Origin of the sequence: Pantoea sp. JV6 (assembly GCF_025910055.1) — a bacterium.
In the GTDB taxonomy this organism is placed as follows: domain Bacteria; phylum Pseudomonadota; class Gammaproteobacteria; order Enterobacterales; family Enterobacteriaceae; genus Pantoea; species Pantoea agglomerans.
On record NZ_JAPCIM010000005.1, the window covers coordinates 85,878 to 105,090 of the forward strand.

Sequence of the window (19,213 nt, forward strand, 5' to 3'; positions counted from 1 at the left end):
TTCACTTACTCGACGCCAAAGCTCTCACCGCACCCGCAGGCGTGCTGAGCTTTAGGGTTATTGAATTTAAAAATCTGATTCAGGCCTTCACGAACGTAGTCCAGTTCGGTGCCATCAACGAATGGCATCGCCTGTAGCGGCACAAACAGCGTTGCGCCATGGAATGAGAACTGCAAATCATCCTCGACTGGCTCTTTCACCAGATCCATGACGTAACCAAAACCGGCGCAGCCGGATTGTTTTACGCCGAGCCGCAGACCCTTGACATCGGGGTCCTGAGCCGCCAGATTGAGAATTTGTTGCGCTGCGGTTTCAGTCAGCGTCAGCCCTTTCCAGACAAAATCGTCGGGTGAGAAAGAGTCTGTATTAACGGATGCCATGTTGATACCTCTTGAGTCCGGACCTTTTCAGGCTATCCCCCTATGGTAGTGATCTGACCAATCACTTCAACCTCTTGTTTTGCAGGGATAATCATCTTGTGCGGTTTTATTTGCTTAATTATTAAGCATAGCCTCTTCAGCTCACCTTGTGGTGAGCGCGTCAGCATAAATAAGCCAGTGTTAACCTATTAATAAATCACTCTTTTTTAAATAACCATTTTTGATAAAAATGCTTATTGATAGGTTACGCCTTTCTGCGATGTAAACAGATTGTTATTTCCGATTATACCGACAGGCAGGATAAATCGATAAATTTTTCTGCCCGCCAATTGCAATCACAGCCCAATTGAATATGATAATTATTATCATTCACATTCAGGGTGGCGTTATGACGCTTTCTGTCTCAGCCTGGCTGCAGCACAAAATCGACGAATATCAGTTTGCGGTGCGTGATATCACCGTCGACTTTTATATGGCGCAGGCAAAGCTCGACCGGGCCGACTGCACGATTCATCAGCTACGTCAGTTTAACGATGCCTGTCAGGATATGGCAGAAATCTGCCAGTTGAACGGTGACGACCAGAGTTACCTGCATGCCATGGGTAAACTGCATCACCGACTGGTGCAGGAGATGGGAAACAGCGATCGCGATCGCCTGTTTCGCCTTCAGGCTTATCAACTGGCGCGATTGTCCCTGACCCGCCTCTGCCATCAACTGGCAATGGTCGGGGAGTGGAACCAGGCCACTGCGCTGCAAAGTGACTTCATGCGTCACGCAGGCTGGATATTCTAATCCAGCCAGGGCGTGACGTCGCGCACAATTTTTTTACATTAGCTCTAACAATGCCTGAAGTGGATGACGCATTCCGTTGCCCTCTACACGCTTGACCTGACTGCGGCACGAATAGCCAGTGGCCAGGCAGCGCTGGCGTGGCAGGCGCTGAAGCTGGGGATGCCAGGAGAGCGCGTAGATCCCCAGCGAGTTTTCGAGGTTTTTACTTTCGTGACCGTAGGTGCCTGCCATACCGCAGCAGCCAACATTGATGTTCTCCAGCTTCGCGCCAAAACGGGAGAAGATCGCCTGCCACTGATTCGGGGTGGAGGGCAGCGCGGTCACCTCGGTGCAGTGTGCAAACAGATACCAGGATTCTCCGCCCGTGGCCTGCACGTCACGCTCTGCCAGTGCACGCTCTAACCACTCATGTACCAGCAGGACGTTAAAGTCGCCGCGTGATTCGCCCAGCGTCTGACGATACTCATCGCGATAGCAGAGCACCGTGGCCGGATCGACACCGACCATGGGCAACCCCAGTTTTGCCACCCGATTCAGGAAATCGGCGGTGCGGGACGCCGTGCGGGCGAAACGTTGCAGGAAACCTTTCACATGTTGCGCTTTGCCATTTGGCGAGAATGGCAGGAGCACGGGCCGGTAGCCCAGTTTCTCAATCAGCCTGACAAAATCGTTAACCAGCTGCGCCTCATAGAAGCTGGTAAAGGGATCCTGCACCACCAGCACACAGTTTGCGCGTTCAGCGGCTGACACCCCTTCCAGCTGCTCCAGCGTCATGTTCATGGCAGGATGACCACTGAGTTGCTGTTTCAGATTAGGGGCCGAAAGCAGCGGCAGATCGACCATACCAATATGGGTTTTACTTATCTCTTTCAGCCACGGCTGGCGCAGGAAGAAGTTAAATACTTTCGGTGCTTTTGCCATCAGCGGCGCATAGCCCTCCACTGCAGCCACCAGGTGATCGCTGACCGGACGCAGATAACGGGTGTGGTAGAGCTGTAAGAAGCGCGAGCGGAAAGCGGGCACGTCAATTTTAATCGGACATTGGGTAGAGCAGGCTTTGCAGGCCAGACAGCCCGACATCGCCTCTTTCACCTCGTGCGAGAAGTCATACTCCCCTTTGCTGGCGTGCCAGCTATTGCGGGTACGGGCAATCAGGGTGCGAAGCGACAGCCGATTTTCAGGCAGCTGCTTTTCCAGGGTGAGCGGATCGACGCCCTGCCCGGCCAGCAGCCGCAGCCACTCCCGCGTCAGTGTTGCCCGCCCTTTGGGCGAGTGAATGCGGTTGCGGGTGATCTTCATGGAGGGACACATCGGGCTGCGGGCATCAAAGTTAAAACACAACCCGTTGCCGTTACACTCCATCGCGCCACGCCATTCATCCCGGACCGTTAACGGGATCTGACGATCATAGGTTCCGCGCTTCACCGCATCGACCTGCATCATTTCATCATTACTGTTGAATGGCGTACAGATCTTGCCCGGATTCAGGCGATTGAGCGGATCAAAGGCCGCTTTGATGCGGCGCAATTCGTTAAACAGCGTCTCACCGAAGAATGCCGGACTGTACTGGGCTCGAAACCCTTTGCCATGTTCACCCCACAGCAGGCCGCCGTAGCGCGCTGTCAGCGCTACGACTTCGTCGGAGATCTGCTTCATCATCATCTCCTGCTGCGGATCGCACATATCCAGCGCCGGACGCACATGCAGTACGCCTGCATCGACATGGCCAAACATGCCGTAGCTCAGCCCGTGGCTGTCGAGCAGCGCGCGAAACTCGACGATGTAGTCCGCCAGCTTTTCCGGTGGAACCGCGGTATCTTCCACAAAGGGAATCGGTTTAGCCCGGCCTTTGGCATTTCCCAACAGACCCACCGCTTTTTTACGCATGTTATAGATGCGTTCAATGCCATCCAGGTCGTTACAGAACTGATAGCCAATCACGCCGCCCTGCTGCTGCGCCATCAATGCGTCAAGGCGGCCACAAAGCTGTTCAATCTGCTGATCGATCAGCGCGGCGTTGTCGCCGGCAAACTCAACAATATTCAGGCCCAGCATCTCTTTGTCGGGTACATCGGCGATCAATTCGCGAACTGAGTGCCAGACAATGTCTTCGCGCGCCAGGTTCAGCACCTTAGAGTCAACGGTCTCTACCGAGAGCGCCTGCGCTTCCACCATAAAAGGCGCATTGCGCAGGGCGGAGTCAAAGGAGTCATATTTGATATTCACCAGTCGGCGCACTTTAGGCAGCGGCGTGATATCAAGCCGCGCTTCCGTGACAAAGGCCAGCGTGCCCTCTGCGCCGCACAGCAGGCGCGTCAGGTCAATGGTTTGCATATCGTCGCTGAAGACATGGCGCAGGTCATATCCGGTCAGGAACCGATTCAGCTTTGGAAACTTTTCCAGAATCAGCGCACGATGCTCGCGGCAGCGCGTCAGCACCTGCTGATAGAGCCGGCCTTCGGGAGTCGCCGTCTGCGCCAGGGTTTCAGCCAGCGCGGTAGCCATTGGACGCGTATCAAGGATATCGCCGCCCAGCAGCACGGCGCGCAGGCCCAGCACATGGTCCGAGGTTTTGCCATAGACCAGTGAGCCCTGGCCGGACGCATCGGTATTAATCATGCCGCCCAGCGTGGCACGGTTACTGGTGGATAACTCCGGCGAGAAGAAAAAGCCGAATGGCTTCAGCCAGGCGTTTAGCTGATCTTTGATCACCCCCGCTTCAACCCGCACCCAGCCCTCATCGGTATTGATCTCCAGGATACGGTTCATGTAGCGCGACATATCCACCACAATCCCCTGATTCAGCGACTGACCGTTGGTGCCGGTACCGCCGCCGCGCGGGGTAAATACCAGACTGGCAAAGCGCGCTTCTCCGGCCACGCGGGCGAGCAGCGCAACATCCGCAGTCGAGCGCGGAAAGAGCGCCGCGTCGGGCAGCAATTGATAGATGCTGTTATCGGTGGAGAGTGAGAGACGGTCGGCATAGCTGGTTGCCATGTCACCGGTAAAACCCTGCTCTTTCAACGACTCAAGGAACGTCAGCACCAGTTGAACGAGGCCCGGTGCCTGCGAAATCTGTGGGATCATGATTGTCTGACCGAAGGTGTTGTAAACGTTTGCGTTTATAGATTAGCGATTTCTCGTTTTATCATATTTTTCCTGCGCCTGCCCTTTTTTCAGAAAAGGCAAAAACCTTTCTCCGCAACTCTGTTTAAACCTCAGCAAATAGATCATGATAAAAACGGGCATCCGAATGCCTGAAAATGAAGGATTAAGACGAGGTTATGAGTCAATGATGAAAAGCCAGTACCGGGATATGGATTTACCGCAAATACTCTTCACCCTGATGTTCATCTTGCTGCTGATTGTCGCCTGTTTATGGGTCGTGCAGCCGTTTATTCTGGGCTTTGCCTGGGCCAGCATGGTGGTGATTGCCACCTGGCCATTGATGCTGAAATTCCAGCGACTGTTATGGGGACGCCGTTCCCTGGCGGTGATCGTGATGACACTGCTGCTGCTGCTGCTGTTTATTATCCCTATCGCCCTGCTGGTCAGCAGCCTGATTGATAACAGCGCGCCGGTGATTGCCTGGGTTACCCAGGGGCATATGATGCCGCGACTGTTATGGCTCAACGATGTCCCGATGGTCGGCAAGAAGCTTTATGTCAGTTATGACACGCTGGTGGCGAGCGGCGGTGCCGGCGTCATGGCGAAAATACAGCCCTATATCGGCCGTACCACCGGCTTTTTTGTCGCGCAGGCCGGTCATTTCGGACGCTTTATGATCCATCTGGGCGTGATGTTACTGTTCAGCGTGCTGCTTTACTGGCGTGGCGAACAGGCTGCCCAGGGCATTCGTCACTTTGCTTTCCGCATGGCGGGACGGCGCGGTGATGCCGCCGTACTGCTGGCGGCGCAGTCCATTCGTGCCGTGGCGCTTGGCGTAGTAGTGACGGCGCTGGTGCAGGGCGTGCTGGGCGGTATCGGTCTGGCGATCTCCGGCATTCCTTACGCCACGCTGTTGACGGTACTGATGATCCTCTGCTGTCTGGTACAGCTCGGCCCGCTACTGGTGCTGGTTCCCGCCATTATCTACCTCTACTGGAGCGGAGATACAACATGGGGAACGGTGCTGCTGGTCTGGAGCTGTGTGGTCGGCACGATGGATAACGTGCTGCGCCCGATGCTGATCCGTATGGGTGCCGATCTGCCGATGATCCTGATTCTTTCTGGTGTTATTGGTGGACTGTTTGCGTTCGGGATGATTGGTCTGTTTATCGGGCCGGTGGTTCTGGCGGTCTCCTACCGTCTGGTTTCCGTCTGGGTTCATGAAGCGCCTGCCCCGGATAGTGACCAACTGGCCGTGGCTGATGCCCTGGCGGATCACGATGATACCCCGCCTGCTGTATGATGAGATGCAATAACCCGCTGCGCCGCTAGCCCCCATAAGCATTGATTAGTGCGGTTAATGATGATTAACCGCACCCCTTCTCTCAGATCAGATAAATTCTGTTTTCCATTAGCGATTTTTAAGAAAAAAGCCACCTTTGGCCTGAAAGTGACCTTTTCGGGCCAAAAAAGATTACTTTCTGCACTGTTTCTTAAGCCAAATGGCGAAGTAAAGGTCACAAAAGATTATTGGCTTTAAACTAATAAGAGGATTCTTAAAGACGACAGCCAGCCGTATGAATAACATGTTTCCTATGTTCGAAATCAACCTGATGATTTTCAGACAATCTCATTCCCCTGAGTAGAGTAAAGAATTGCTGTGTGTAGTCTTTGCCCATCCCCTGTGATGGGCTTTTTTTTTGCCTGAATCTGACCAGATATAAACAGAAAAGGCCCGCATAGCGGGCCCTGAAGAGTGCTAACAACCCGTATCAGGGTGTTTTATTTAACTGCGCCAGACTCACCCAGGTCTCCACCACCGTGTCCGGGTTCAGTGACAGACTGTCGATGCCCTCTTCCATCAGCCATGCGGCGAAATCCTGATGGTCTGACGGTCCCTGCCCGCAGATTCCGACATATTTCCCCTTCTGCTTCGCGGCCCTTATGGCCATTGAAAGCAGCATCTTCACGGCCTCGTTACGCTCGTCAAACAGCGCGGAGACGACGCCAGAGTCGCGGTCCAGCCCCAGCGTCAGCTGAGTCATGTCGTTTGAGCCAATAGAGAAGCCATCGAAGTGCTCCAGGAACTGATCCGCCAGCAGGGCATTTGACGGGATCTCGCACATCATAATGATCTTCAGCCCGTTCTCGCCGCGCTTCAGTCCCTGACGCCCCAGCTCTTCCACCACAGCCTTCGCCTGCTCAACGGTGCGCACAAACGGAACCATAATCTCGACGTTTGTCAGGCCCATCTCGTTGCGAACACGTTTCACCGCTTCGCACTCCAGTGCAAAGCAGTCCCGGAAGCTGTCAGCGACATAGCGACCCGCACCCCGGAATCCCAGCATCGGGTTTTCCTCTTCCGGCTCGTAGCGTTCTCCACCCACCAGGTTGGCATATTCATTGGTTTTAAAGTCAGAAAGTCGGACAATTACGCGTTTCGGCGCAAAAGCGGCGCCAAGCGTGGCAATTCCTTCAGTCAGGCGAGCGATGTAAAACTCCACCGGATCATCAAATCCTTTCATCATTTTACGGATCTGCTGCTGCAGCTCCGGCGTCTGTTGGTCAAACTCCAGCAGCGCTTTAGGGTGGACGCCGATCATACGGTTAATGATAAATTCCAGCCGCGCCAGACCCACGCCTTCGTTAGGCAGACAGGCGAAATCAAAGGCGCGATCGGGGTTGCCCACGTTCATCATGATCTTCAGCGGCAGTTCAGGCAGTGAATCGACCTGCGAACTGGTGACGTCGAAGTCGAGCAGTTGATCGTAGACGTAGCCGGTATCACCTTCGGCACATGAGACAGTGACGTTATGCCCCTCTTTCAGCCGGTCGGTGGCGTCACCACAGCCCACCACTGCCGGAATGCCCAGCTCACGCGCGATGATCGCCGCATGACAGGTCCGTCCGCCACGGTTAGTCACAATCGCTGACGCCTTTTTCATGATCGGTTCCCAGTCCGGGTCGGTCATGTCGGTCACCAGCACATCGCCTTTTTCAATGCGATTCATTTCGCTGATATCGTGGATGACCTTCACCACGCCTGCGCCAATACGATGACCGATAGCACGACCTTCCACGACAACGCTGCCCTGCCCCTGCAGCGTATAACGCTCCATTACCTGACCATTTGAACGTACGGTTTCAGGGCGCGCCTGAACAATAAACAGTTTGCCGGTGTGCCCATCTTTGGCCCACTCAATATCCATCGGGCGCTGATAGTGCTGTTCAATCAGCACCGCCTGCTTCGCCAGCGCCTGCACTTCCTCATCGCTCAGGCAGAAACGGTCGCGTTCGGCCTCAGGCACATCTTCGATCCGCACCTGCTCGCCATGCGCCTGGGAATCGGCATAGACCATGCGAACCTTTTTCGAGCCCATATTGCGGCGCACAATCGACGGACGATCGGCTGCCAGGGTTGGCTTGTGCACATAGAACTCATCCGGGTTAACGGCACCCTGCACCACCATTTCCCCCAGCCCCAGTGCGGCGGTGATAAAGACCACCTGATCAAAGCCGGACTCGGTATCAATGGTGAACATCACACCCGAGGCGGCCAGGTCTGAACGCACCATGCGCTGTATTCCCGCTGAGAGCGCAACACCACGATGGTCATAGCCCTGATGCACACGGTAGGAGATAGCGCGGTCATTAAACAGCGAGGCGAAGACATGCTTTACCGCCACCATGACGGCGTCGATGCCCTGTACATTCAAGAAGGTTTCCTGCTGGCCGGCAAAAGAGGCATCAGGCATATCTTCTGCGGTTGCAGAGGAGCGCACGGCAAACGACGCGGCATCATCATCAGCAGAAAGCTGCTTATAGGCGTCCAGAATGGCGGACTCCAGCTCGGGCAGGAACGGTGTCTCCACGACCCACTGACGAATCTGCTTACCCGCTTTTGCCAGTGCATCAACGTCATCAATATCGGTCTCATCCAGCAGCGCATAAATGCGCTGATTCAGCCCGCTTTGATCGAGGAACAGGTTAAAGGCGTAGGATGTGGTCGCGAAACCGTTGGGCACGGAAACGCCCAGCGACGACAGATTAGTAATCATTTCACCCAGAGAGGCATTTTTGCCCCCCACCCGGTCAACATCATGCATGCCAAGCTGGTTATACCAGAGCACGAGTGGCTGTTCGCCTTTACTGGACATTGAGCTTATCCTTTATCAATTATCAATGAATGGACACAGGGAGTAATCTGTCTTCAGCCTGGCATATCACCCTCTCAATAACGATCTGTTGAATCGTTAAAGCAGAATTTCAGCCACAGTTTCGGAATTGTGAGCGCATTATTTTGCTGTTGCGCAAAGTCGCCTTTTTTCTCTAAATGATTGATGCCACAGGAAATGGCAGATTTTCAGCCACTTAAGCATTCAGTTTTGTTGCGCAACAACTGCGTGGCTATTTGCGGCTTAACGACGGATTAAAAAGAATGCTGGCTCAACGAGCCACCCTTTCATTTTTAGTATCGTGATGAAACGACAGACAAATAATCCGGACAGACATTCCAGAAATTAAAATCAGAGATGATTTATTTAATCGCATGGCCCATGCTGAATGCTCACTCTTGTCTGAGGCTGATTTCGTTATGACAACTGACAGAAGCGTTTTTTATATCTCCGATGGTACGGCCATTACGGCTGAAGTGCTGGGTCATGCGGTGCTGTCGCAGTTTCCGGTCAATATCACCAGCCTGACGCTGCCGTTTGTGGAAAATGTTCAGCGGGCGCTGGCGGTAAAAGCCCAGATTAACGCGCTCTATCAGCAGAGCGGTGTCCGGCCGCTGGTCTTTTTCTCCATCGTGACGCCGGAAGTGCGCGACATCATCGTACAGAGTGACGGCTTTTGTCAGGATATCGTCCAGGCGCTGGTCGCCCCGCTTCAGCAGGAGCTGGGGTTATCGCCCGCGCCGGTGGCACACCGTACCCATGGACTGGATGCCAGTAACCTGGGTAAATATGACGCACGTATCGCGGCCATCGATTACACCCTGGCGCATGATGACGGCATCTCGCTGCGCGGGCTGGAAGATGCGCAGGTGATTCTGTTAGGTGTCTCGCGCTGTGGCAAAACACCCACCAGCCTCTATCTGGCAATGCAGTTTGGTATTCGCGCCGCCAACTATCCATTCATTGCCGACGATATGGATAACCTTAAACTCCCGCCCGCGCTGCGCGCGCATCAGAATAAACTGTTCGGGCTGACCATCGACCCGGAACGGCTGGCTGCGATACGTCAGGAGCGGGCGGAAAATACCCGTTACGCCTCGATGCGTCAGTGCCGGCTGGAGGTGGGCGAAGTGGAAGCGCTGTTTCGCACTCATCAGATCCGCTATCTCAACAGCACCAACTACTCCGTGGAGGAGATTGCGACCAAAATTCTCGACATTATGGGCCTGACTCGCCGCATGTACTGATGGGTAACTGGCGCTGAACTGTAAAGCGGCGCTGCCGTCGCTTTTGATTTCATTATTAAATTCCGGGTTGAATTCGCAGACTAATGGTTTATTGTGACCACCATCACTTCCCGGTATTTCACCGCTGCGAAGAACTGTTTTCGAGAAACCCATGAACAAAACCGACGAACTGCGTACCGCACGCATTGGTAGTCTGATTACCCCCGCCAGCCTGGCGGCCGAGCATCCTGTCTCTCCGGCAATTGCCGACAATGTCACCGCTGCCCGTAAACGTATTGCCCGTATTCTGACGGGTGAAGATCCCCGCCTGCTGGTGGTGATTGGCCCCTGCTCGCTGCACGACCCGAAAGCGGCACTGGAATATGCTGAGCGTCTGAACGCGTTACGCAGCCGCTATGAAGATCGGCTGGAGATTGTGATGCGCGCCTACTTTGAAAAGCCGCGCACCGTAGTGGGCTGGAAAGGTTTAATCTCCGATCCGGATCTGGATGGGAGCTACGATGTGAACCGCGGCATAGGCATCGCCCGCCAGCTGCTGATTGATATCAACGCGCTGGGCCTGCCTACCGCCACGGAATTCCTGGATATGGTGATCGGCCAGTTTATTGCCGATCTGATTAGCTGGGGCGCGATTGGCGCACGCACCACCGAAAGCCAGATCCACCGCGAAATGGCATCGGCCCTCTCCTGCCCGGTCGGCTTTAAAAACGGCACCGATGGTAACGTACAGATTGCCGTGGATGCGATTCGCGCCGCGCGCGCCAGCCACATGTTCCTTTCGCCCGATAAGCTGGGCCAGATGACTATCTATCAGACCAGCGGCAACCCGCATGGTCATGTGATCCTGCGTGGCGGCAAACAGCCTAACTATCATGCCAGTGATGTCGCCGCCGCAGCCGAAAGTCTGTCGGCGTTTAATCTGCCACAGCAGCTGGTGATCGACTTCAGTCACGGTAACTGCCTGAAGCAGCATCGTCGTCAGATGGATGTCGCGGCAGAGGTGGCAGAACAGATTAAAGCGGGATCGCAGGCCGTTGCTGGTGTGATGATTGAAAGCTTCCTGGAAGAGGGCAATCAGAAAGTCGTCAGCGGCGAACCGCTGGTCTACGGCAAGTCGATTACCGATCCCTGCCTCGGCTGGCAGGAGAGCGAAAAGGTGCTCGCCCTGCTGGCCGAGGCGGTTTCTCACCGCCTCTGAGTCTGCATCAGCTGGAGCAGCTCACTTCCAGGGTTTTGCCCCAGTCTGGCGGCCGCTGACGATATTCAGCGGCTGTCTGATCGCTAAAGGGTTGCTGTAACGCCTGATGCAGACGTGCCAGCGCCCCCTGCTCTCCCCGCTCCGCCTCTTCAATCGCCTGCTGCGCCAGATAGTTGCGCAGAATCACCGCCGGATTGGCCGCCTTCATCACGGCCTGGCGTTCTGCATCGCTGACCTGCTCGTCCATCAGACGGCTGCGGTAGCGCTGATACCAGCTATCAAACGCCTCACGATCGATAAACTCATCCCGCAGCGGTGAACGGCTGTCAGCCTGTTGCGTCTCACTGAGCAGGCGGAACGTCAGGGTGTAATCGCTATGCTCCTGCGTCATCAGTGCCAGCAGATCGGTCAGAATCTCATTATCGCTGCTCTGCTGTGTCAGCAGACCGAGTTTCGCCCGCATCCGTTCGCCCCAGACCCGCATCAGTTCAGGTTCGTAGGCGCTCAGTGCCGTCCGCAACTGCTCGGTGGTCAGCAGACCCGACAGTGCATGTGCCAGCCGGTTAAGATTCCACATGCCGATCATTGGCTGATTTTCAAAGCTGTAGCGCCCCTGATAGTCGCTGTGATTACAGATGAAGTCAGGCTGATAATCATCCAGAAAACCAAAGGGGCCATAGTCGATGGTCAGACCCAGAATCGACATGTTGTCCGTGTTCATCACTCCATGAGCAAAGCCCACGCTCTGCCACAGCGCAATCAGACGCGCAGTGCGTAACACAATGTCGGTAAACCACTGTTGATAGCGGTCTGCTTCAGCGTCCAGATGCGGCCAGTGATGGCGAATGGCGTAGTCGGCCAGTTGCTGCACTTTCTCCTGCTGCTGGCTGTAAAAGAAATGCTCGAAATGACCGAAACGCAGATGACTCGGTGAAATGCGCATCAGCATCGCGCCACGCTCTGTTGTTTCGCGGTAGACCGGTTCATCACCTATCGACAGGGTCAGCGCACGCGTGGTGGGAATGCCCAGATGATGCAGCGCTTCCGAGGCGAGAAACTCACGCACGCTGGAGCGGATCACGGCACGTCCATCACCCATGCGGGAATAAGGCGTCAGGCCTGCGCCCTTGAGATGCCAGTCCAGCTTGCTGCCATCCTCCAGACGCTGCTCACCCAGCAGAATGCCGCGCCCGTCGCCAAGCTGGCCCGCCCAGACGCCAAACTGATGGCCGCTGTAGACCTGCGCCAGCGGCTGCATGCCGGGCAGCAGTGCGGCACCGTGCCAGACGGCATGCCCCTTATCGGCAAAGAGCGCGCTATCCAGCCCCATTGAGGCTGCAAGCGGTGCGTTATGATACAGCAGGCGTCCGCCTGCAAGTGGCGTGGGGTTCAGCGCGGTGTAACACCCGGTAAGTTCACGGAACCAGGTGTTGTCAAAAGAGGCCTTGCCTGAGGACATTGTTTCTCCCATGCGATGCTCAGCGTTACTTAAGGTTAGTCCTCTAGTGTAACGCTGATAGCGGGGATTAACAGGAAGTATCAGCCGGGATGCTGCGCGGATGGCACACGATCGTCGGCGCAGATCAGCGAACGCAGCGCGTCAGATTTTACCACCGGGAAGAGCGCACCCTGAAACTCAGCACCGCTCAGCTGGCTGACTTTATCCAGCAGCACGTCGTCATCAATGCCACAAATAATGAGCCGGTCACAATGGGCGCGGAAATTATCGATAATGCTCTGAATAAATGGCACGAATGAAGCGCGCTTTGCCAGCGAATGAATAAACTCTTTGTCCAGGCAGATACAGCTGAATAAATTATCGTAGACTGCATTAGAGGGGGTCTTACCCGCGCCGAAATGAGAAATCGCTAAATTAAACTCAGCATGCAGGCTTGCCAGCAGGGGATTATTTTTTCCCAGTTTTAGTTGCGGAAACGTTTCAGTGATATTCAACAGAATGAATGGCAACTGCTTTATTTTGCGCATCACTAATTCGCTGGCCAGCAGCGTCCGGGCCATGCCTTCATCAATACGTATAAATGCTGACACGGAATGCGCTTCAAAAAAGCCGCGATTCTGCTCCAGCAATCCAATCTGACTTTGCAGCAGGCGCAGCTGCTGCGACTCATCGAGCTGCGGCAGCAACAGATCCTGCGGCAGGGTGATGGGGGCACTTTCATGCACAAACTGCGTGACCAGCTCGACAGCAGTAAGTCGCCCATTAACATCACAGACAGGATAAAACCAGATTTCCGACTGATAGTCGGCCGAAAGATGAATTTTCATTTTAATGCCAGAATATGCGGCGATGGGGATATCGTATAGTAATGGTCAGGCGCAGGCAATAGTGCCAAATCATTGAAGAGACGAACTTCTTTACTGTTCCATTGCCGTTTGGCAGCAGGCGATCACCCTTAAGCCAAATAGTAGCGATAAAACAGCGGTTATTAGTGGAATTAAATAAGCGTTTATTATGTTTATTAAAACCCACGCTCAATAACTGTCATTTAAAATAAACCTTTTACTCTCTGTTTTAACTCTATTTAAAATTGGACTTAAGTCTGATTTCCCGGACCTGCGTTTAAATACGACGGGCCTGCCAGAACACTTTTCGCCAGTAGACATTGTCGAGCGAGGAGCGGATGACGCCCTGGCTGGTTGAGGCATGAATAAAGGCATTATCGGTGTCATAAATGCCCACATGCAGGCCATTCTCCCCGCGACCGGTTTTGAAGAAGACCAGATCGCCTGGCAGCAGCTCGTCTTTGCTGATTCGGGTGCCGATATCGCTTTGAGCTGAGGTGGTGCGCGGCAGTTGCAGCGCAAATTTATCGCGGAAAGTCAGATAGACAAAGCCGGAGCAGTCAACCCCGTTACGACTCATGCCGCCATAGCGATAAGGCGTCCCACGCCAGTTACCGAGCTGATCGTTCAGTTCCGCAATCACGGTGATCGAATCGGAAAGACGGCCATTAATCGGCGGAGCGTGATGACTGCATCCCGTCAGCAGCAGAACTAAAATCAGCAAACCCAGGCGCATCGCCAAATGTCCTTATCAGAAGTTGCAACCGGCTTAATGTAGCGGTAAAGCCCGCCGGGTAGCAAGTGTCAGGGCAATACGGTCAGCAGCGTGCGTCCTTCAAGTTCAAGCTGCCGGAAAGCAATCTGGTAGATCGGTGTCAGGCGCTGCGGCGTCAGAACCTCAGCCGGTTCACCCTGCGCAATCAACGCTCCCTGATCCATCAGCCAGACCCGATCCGCCTGTTGCAGGCTGTGGTTGAGGTCGTGACTGCTGGCGATAACGCTGATGCCCGCCGCGCACAGGTCGGCAATCAGATCGTCCACCGCTTTTTGCTGGGCGATATCCAGCGCGGTCATGGGTTCATCAAGGATCAGCAGCCGCCCGTGTGGATTGATGTTGGGATCAACCTGCATACAGACCGCCGCCAGCCTGACGCGCTGCCATTCACCACCGGAGAGCCGGGTCAGTGAACGCGATAACTTATCCTGCAGCTGAAGCCGTTTCAGCAGCGTGCTGAGGCGATCGTCTGTCTGCCCCCCCGCCTGTTTCAGATGCAGACGCAAATAGTGCCAGACCGGCATCTGACTCAGCGGTGCCTGCTGCTGAGGCAGCCAGCCGCGAACCCGGGCCATCGCTGCGCCGTTCCAGTCACTCAGCGGCTGTTCGTCCAGCAGCACCGTGCCGGAGGCGGGTTGCAGTCCCGCAATCACACTGAGTAAGGTGCTTTTGCCTGCACCGTTCGGGCCTGCCACGTGCAGCAGCTGACCGGCGGCAAGCTCACCGGTCAGTGGCAGCAGCCGTCCGGGGACGGCGGCCTGTTGCAGGCGCAACAGCATCTATTTTGCCAGCGCCTGCTTAATGGTTTCCAGAATGATCGGATCTTCCGGCGTCATGTCAGGTGCAAAACGCTGGATCACGCTGCCGTCACGGCCAATAAGGAATTTTTCGAAGTTCCACAGGATGTCGCCCTGCTCTTTCGGCGCGCGTCCTTTGCTCTCCATACGCTCGTAAAAGCCGCTGCCTTCCGGACGCACCGCGTCAGGTCGGGCCGCGATCAGCTGAGCATAGAGCGGATGACGGCCTGCGCCATTCACCTCGGTTTTAGCAAACATCGGGAACGTGACGCCATACGTGGTGCTGCAGAAGGTTTTAATCTCCTCACTGCTGCCCGGCTCCTGCTCCAGAAACTGGTTGCAGGGAAAACCGAGTACGCTGAAGCCCTGATCCTGCCAGGCTTTCTGCAGGTTCTCCAGCTCTTCATATTGCGGCGTCAGACCACATTTCGAGGCAACATTGACCACCAGCAGTACCTTGCCCTGCCATTGTGACAGCGTGGTTTTTTCCCCATCGAGCGTAACCAGTTCAGTTTGATAAATGTTCATGCTGTTTCCTGTTGTGGATGCTGTTGTGGATGCAGAGTCGCCAGCCGAAGCTAGCGTGAAGATTTCACCAGTAAAATAATAAACAGCGGCGCGCCCAGTGTCGCCGTCACGACGCCTATCGGTAATTCCGCCGACGTCAGCGCCAGACGTGCCACAATATCGGCTGCCAGTAAGACACCTGCGCCAGCCAGCGCCGATGCCGGCAGCAGATAACGGTGATCGCTGATGCCGCTCATACGCAGCAGATGCGGGATCACCAGTCCGATAAAGCCAATAGCACCGGCCATCGCGACGCTGATGCCGACCAGCCAGCCCATGGCCAGCACCAGCAGGTTACGCCAGTAGAAGAGAGACAGTCCGAGCTGGCGGGCGGATGTCTCGCCCAGCGCCAGCAGATTAAGAATCTGCCCGGTCGCTCCCAGGGCCAGCATCACCGGCAGCAGCGCCAGCATCATCCAGCCATAGCGCCAGTCAATCCCGCTGAATCCCCCCATCATCCAGTACATCAACTGGCGCAGATCGAGGCTGGTACTGAAGTAGACCGCCCAGGTCATGATGGCACTACAGATAATCCCCAGCGCTACGCCGGTAAGCAATAGCCGGGTGACCGAGAGCTGACGATGGGCAAAATGCAGCAGGATGAGCGTAATTATCAGTGCACCGGCCATCGCCGCCAGCCCAAGGCTCCACAGCGAACCGCTGCCCAGCAGCACGCCGAGCACCAGGCCAATACCGGCACCGTTCGAGACGCCGAGCAGGCCGGGCTCCGCCAGCGGATTTGTAAACAGCGCCTGCATCACCACACCACATACCGCCAGCGATGCCCCGACCAGCACCACCGCCAGACTGCGGGGCAGCCGCAACTGCCAGACAAAGAGCCTGCCGCTTTCCGTGAACCAGTCTGAGGGCGCGATCCAGCTGTCACCGGCACACAGGCTGAGACAGAGCAGTGCAGAGAGCATAAGTGCTAACACAATAAGCCATTTCTGGCCGCGCTGGTCGGCCTGGCGCGCGAGCTGGTCGAGCAGAGACATAAGCGGGATTAGCTGAGAAAACAGAGATTTGATTGTAGAGGGATTGCAGAAAAAAGAAAGGCAGATGAGGCGGTTTGCTCGTTGCCGTCAGGGAGATTAACGGGCGCGGGAAGCGGGATTACTGCGTACTGAAACCATGAAAAAAGGCCGCTTGCGCGGCCTTTTTGAAACGCTGAAATTCAGTCAGTCTCTTTGGGTGTAGCGTTCTCTACGCGGCTTTTCAGCTTCTGTCCTGGGCGGAACGTTACTACGCGACGCGCAGTAATCGGAATATCTTCACCCGTTTTCGGGTTTCTGCCAGGACGCTGGTTTTTGTCACGCAGGTCAAAATTACCAAACCCAGACAGTTTTACCTGTTCTCCATTCTCCAAAGCGCGACGTACCTCTTCGAAAAACAGCTCTACTAACTCTTTGGCATCGCGTTTGCTCAGCCCGAGTTTCTCAAACAGGTACTCTGACATCTCAGCTTTTGTAAGCGCCATAGGTTCAATCCCTCAAGGTTGCCTGGAATCGCTCTTTTAATGCCGCAACGCATTTGCCAACGGTCGCGGCAATCTCCTCTTCTTCGAGTGTCCGGCTGGTATCCTGCAAAATCAGGCTGATTGCGAGGCTCTTGTAGCCCTCAGAAACGCCCTTACCGCGGTACACGTCAAACAAGTTTACGCCAACTACCTGATTTACGCCAACTTTCTTACACTCCGCGATGATATCTGCTGCGGGGACGTTTTCAGCCACCACAACGGCAATATCACGACGGTTCGCCGGGAAGCGAGAAATCTCGCGCGCGTCAGGCAGGACGCGGTCTGCGACCTTATTCCAAAGCAGTTCAAAGACTAAGGTGCGGCCATTGAGATCAAGCTTACGTTCCAGCTCAGGATGAACCACGCCGATAAATCCGATATGTTCATCATGCAAATAAATCGCCGCGCTCTGTCCTGGATGCAACGCCGGATTCGCTTCAGCACGGAAGCTGATGTCATCCAGTTTGCCGGTTAAATCGAGCAGCGATTCTAAATCGCCTTTCAAATCATAGAAGTCAACTGTCTGACGCGCCAGATCCCAGTGCTCTTCAACGCGGTTACCGCTGATGACGCCAGCCAGCATAAGATCCTGACGGATGCCCAAATCTGCCTGGGTATCCGGCACAAAGCGTAAGCCGCTCTCAAACAGGCGCACGCGGCTCTGCTGACGGTTCTGGTTGTAGACTACCGCGCTGAGCAGGCCGGTCCAGAGTGAGAGACGCATGGTCGACATATCGCTGGAGATTGGGCTCGGCAGCAACAGCGCCTCTTCACCCGGGTGCAGCAGCTGCTGAATTTTCGGATCGACGAAGCTATAGGTAATCGCTTCCTGATAGCCCTTGTCCACCAGCAGGTTTTTCGCGCGCTTCAGCGACAGATTCGCTTCGCGATGCTGAGTCATCACCAGACCCGCCTGTACCGGCACATCCGGAATGTTGTTGTAGCCGTAAATACGGGCCACTTCTTCAACCAGATCTTCTTCAATCGCCATATCGAAGCGCCAGCTCGGGGCGACGGCCTGCCACTGCCCTTCACCCACGGTCACTTCACAGCCGAGGCGCGTCAGAATGTCAGTCACCTGCACATCTGCGATCACGTGGCCAATCAGACGGTCCAGCTTTTCACGACGCAGCGTGATCGTCGCTGGCACAGGCAGGGCTGCCTGATGAGTCTGATCGATGATCGGGCCCGCTTCACCGCCGCAGATTGACAGCAGCAGCTGGGTAGCACGCTCCAGTGCGGTGTGTTGCAGCGCCGGGTCAACACCACGCTCGTAGCGATGTGACGCGTCGGTATGCAGACCATGACGACGGGCGCGGCCGGTAATAGAGAGCGGATCAAAGTAAGCGCACTCGAACAGGATATTCTGCGTTTCGCCGTTCACGCCCGAATGTTCGCCACCAAAGATACCAGCCATCGCCAGCGCTTTCTGATGATCGGCGATCACTAAGGTATCACTCTGCAGGCTGGCTTCAGTGCCATCCAGCAGCGTCAGCTTTTCGCCCTCTTTCGCCATACGCACCACGATACCACCGTCGATGCGGTCGAGATCGAAGGCGTGCATCGGCTGACCCAGCTCCAGCAGAACGTAGTTAGTGATATCCACCACCGGATCGATAGAACGAATACCACAACGACGCAGCTTCTCTTTCATCCACAATGGCGTTGACGCCTTAACGTTTATGCCTTTTACTACGCGGCCCAGATAGCGTGGACAGGCTTCTGTCGCGTCAACCTGAATCGGGAAAGTGTCGTTCAGCGTCGCAGCGACCGGCTGCATCTCCGGCACGTTCAGTGGCAAACCGTTGAGGACGGCGACATCACGGGCGATACCGATCAGACCCAGACAGTCAGCGCGGTTAGGCGTGACGCTGATTTCGATGGTGTTGTCCTCAAGCTGCAGGCAGGTGCGGATGTCAGTGCCAATCGGCGCATCGGCTGGCAGTTCGATGATGCCGTTGTGGTCGTCGGAAATCCCCAGCTCGGAGAAAGAGCAGAGCATGCCTTCAGACGGCTCGCCACGCAGTTTAGCCGCTTTGATTTTGAAATCGCCTGGCAGCACGGCACCGACGGTGGCGACCGCGACTTTCAGTCCCTGACGGCAGTTCGGCGCGCCACAGACGATATCCAGCAGGCGATCGCCGCCCACATTGATTTTGGTCACACGCAGCTTGTCTGCATTCGGGTGCTGGCCGCACTCCACCACTTCCCCGACCACGACGCCGTGGAACGCACCGGCAACCGGATCAACGCCGTCAACTTCCAGACCGGCCATAGTGATTTGTTCAGACAGCGCAGCGCTGTCCAGGGCTGGATTTACCCATTCGCGTAACCAGAGTTCACTGAATTTCAT

General features: G+C 55.4%; 15 protein-coding genes and 1 other RNA gene. 5 read left to right on the forward strand and 11 right to left on the reverse strand.

All coding sequences use genetic code 11. The features are described from left to right. Positions 1 to 5: 5 nt before the first annotated feature. On the reverse strand, positions 6 to 380 hold the full coding sequence (gene sufA / locus OK412_RS09465; RefSeq protein ID WP_010245637.1) for a Fe-S cluster assembly scaffold SufA: 375 nt from the start codon (positions 378 to 380) through the stop codon (positions 6 to 8). Between the two features lie 388 nt (positions 381 to 768). Here sufA and OK412_RS09470 point away from each other — a divergent pair, with 388 nt between their 5' ends. Next, positions 769 to 1,173, forward strand: a complete 405-nt coding sequence (locus tag OK412_RS09470; RefSeq protein ID WP_010670035.1) for a hypothetical protein — start codon at positions 769 to 771, stop codon at positions 1,171 to 1,173. A gap of 33 nt (positions 1,174 to 1,206) precedes the next feature. On the opposite strand, the gene OK412_RS09475 is transcribed toward OK412_RS09470, so the two are convergent. Beyond that, entirely contained in the window at positions 1,207 to 4,260 is a 3,054-nt protein-coding gene (locus tag OK412_RS09475; protein ID WP_264353107.1) for an FAD-binding and (Fe-S)-binding domain-containing protein, read from the reverse strand. A 205-nt stretch (positions 4,261 to 4,465) separates the two neighbouring features. On the opposite strand from OK412_RS09475, the gene ydiK reads away from it, so the two are divergent. Beyond that, on the forward strand, positions 4,466 to 5,584 hold the full coding sequence (gene ydiK, locus OK412_RS09480; RefSeq protein ID WP_010670033.1) for an AI-2E family transporter YdiK: 1,119 nt from the start codon (positions 4,466 to 4,468) through the stop codon (positions 5,582 to 5,584). 292 nt (positions 5,585 to 5,876) lie between these two features. Further along, positions 5,877 to 5,984: antisense sRNA RprA (gene rprA / locus OK412_RS09485), an RNA gene on the forward strand. Positions 5,985 to 6,053: 69 nt separating this feature from the next. On the opposite strand, the gene ppsA is transcribed toward rprA, so the two are convergent. Then, a complete protein-coding gene (gene ppsA, locus OK412_RS09490; RefSeq protein WP_264353108.1) occupies positions 6,054 to 8,438 on the reverse strand; it encodes a phosphoenolpyruvate synthase in 2,385 nt (794 codons plus the stop codon). A gap of 437 nt (positions 8,439 to 8,875) precedes the next feature. On the opposite strand from ppsA, the gene OK412_RS09495 reads away from it, so the two are divergent. Further along, entirely contained in the window at positions 8,876 to 9,703 is an 828-nt protein-coding gene (locus tag OK412_RS09495) for a pyruvate, water dikinase regulatory protein (RefSeq protein WP_010245652.1), read from the forward strand. Between the two features lie 151 nt (positions 9,704 to 9,854). After that, entirely contained in the window at positions 9,855 to 10,901 is a 1,047-nt protein-coding gene (locus OK412_RS09500; protein WP_064704418.1) for a 3-deoxy-7-phosphoheptulonate synthase, read from the forward strand. 7 nt (positions 10,902 to 10,908) lie between these two features. Here the strand turns inward: OK412_RS09500 and OK412_RS09505 are convergent, their stop codons facing one another. The 8 genes from OK412_RS09505 to pheT form a co-directional block, all read right to left on the reverse strand. Then, positions 10,909 to 12,360 (reverse strand): protein adenylyltransferase SelO, encoded by a 1,452-nt coding sequence (locus tag OK412_RS09505; RefSeq protein ID WP_010245658.1) that lies wholly within the window; start codon positions 12,358 to 12,360, stop codon positions 10,909 to 10,911. An 80-nt stretch (positions 12,361 to 12,440) separates the two neighbouring features. Further along, complete coding sequence (locus tag OK412_RS09510) at positions 12,441 to 13,187, reverse strand: EAL domain-containing protein (RefSeq protein WP_010670031.1); 747 nt, start codon at positions 13,185 to 13,187, stop codon at positions 12,441 to 12,443. A gap of 295 nt (positions 13,188 to 13,482) precedes the next feature. Beyond that, complete coding sequence (locus tag OK412_RS09515) at positions 13,483 to 13,941, reverse strand: C40 family peptidase (RefSeq protein WP_010245666.1); 459 nt, start codon at positions 13,939 to 13,941, stop codon at positions 13,483 to 13,485. 68 nt (positions 13,942 to 14,009) lie between these two features. Continuing rightward, positions 14,010 to 14,759, reverse strand: coding sequence for a vitamin B12 ABC transporter ATP-binding protein BtuD (btuD, locus tag OK412_RS09520; RefSeq protein WP_033779297.1), 750 nt, complete (start codon positions 14,757 to 14,759; stop codon positions 14,010 to 14,012). Continuing rightward, complete coding sequence (locus OK412_RS09525) at positions 14,760 to 15,305, reverse strand: glutathione peroxidase (protein WP_010670029.1); 546 nt, start codon at positions 15,303 to 15,305, stop codon at positions 14,760 to 14,762. It lies immediately after the preceding gene. Positions 15,306 to 15,355: 50 nt separating this feature from the next. Next, positions 15,356 to 16,339, reverse strand: coding sequence for a vitamin B12 ABC transporter permease BtuC (btuC, locus tag OK412_RS09530; RefSeq protein WP_033771623.1), 984 nt, complete (start codon positions 16,337 to 16,339; stop codon positions 15,356 to 15,358). Between the two features lie 179 nt (positions 16,340 to 16,518). Beyond that, complete coding sequence (gene ihfA, locus OK412_RS09535) at positions 16,519 to 16,821, reverse strand: integration host factor subunit alpha (protein WP_003853259.1); 303 nt, start codon at positions 16,819 to 16,821, stop codon at positions 16,519 to 16,521. A gap of 4 nt (positions 16,822 to 16,825) precedes the next feature. Continuing rightward, on the reverse strand, positions 16,826 to 19,213 hold the full coding sequence (gene pheT, locus OK412_RS09540; protein WP_264353109.1) for a phenylalanine--tRNA ligase subunit beta: 2,388 nt from the start codon (positions 19,211 to 19,213) through the stop codon (positions 16,826 to 16,828).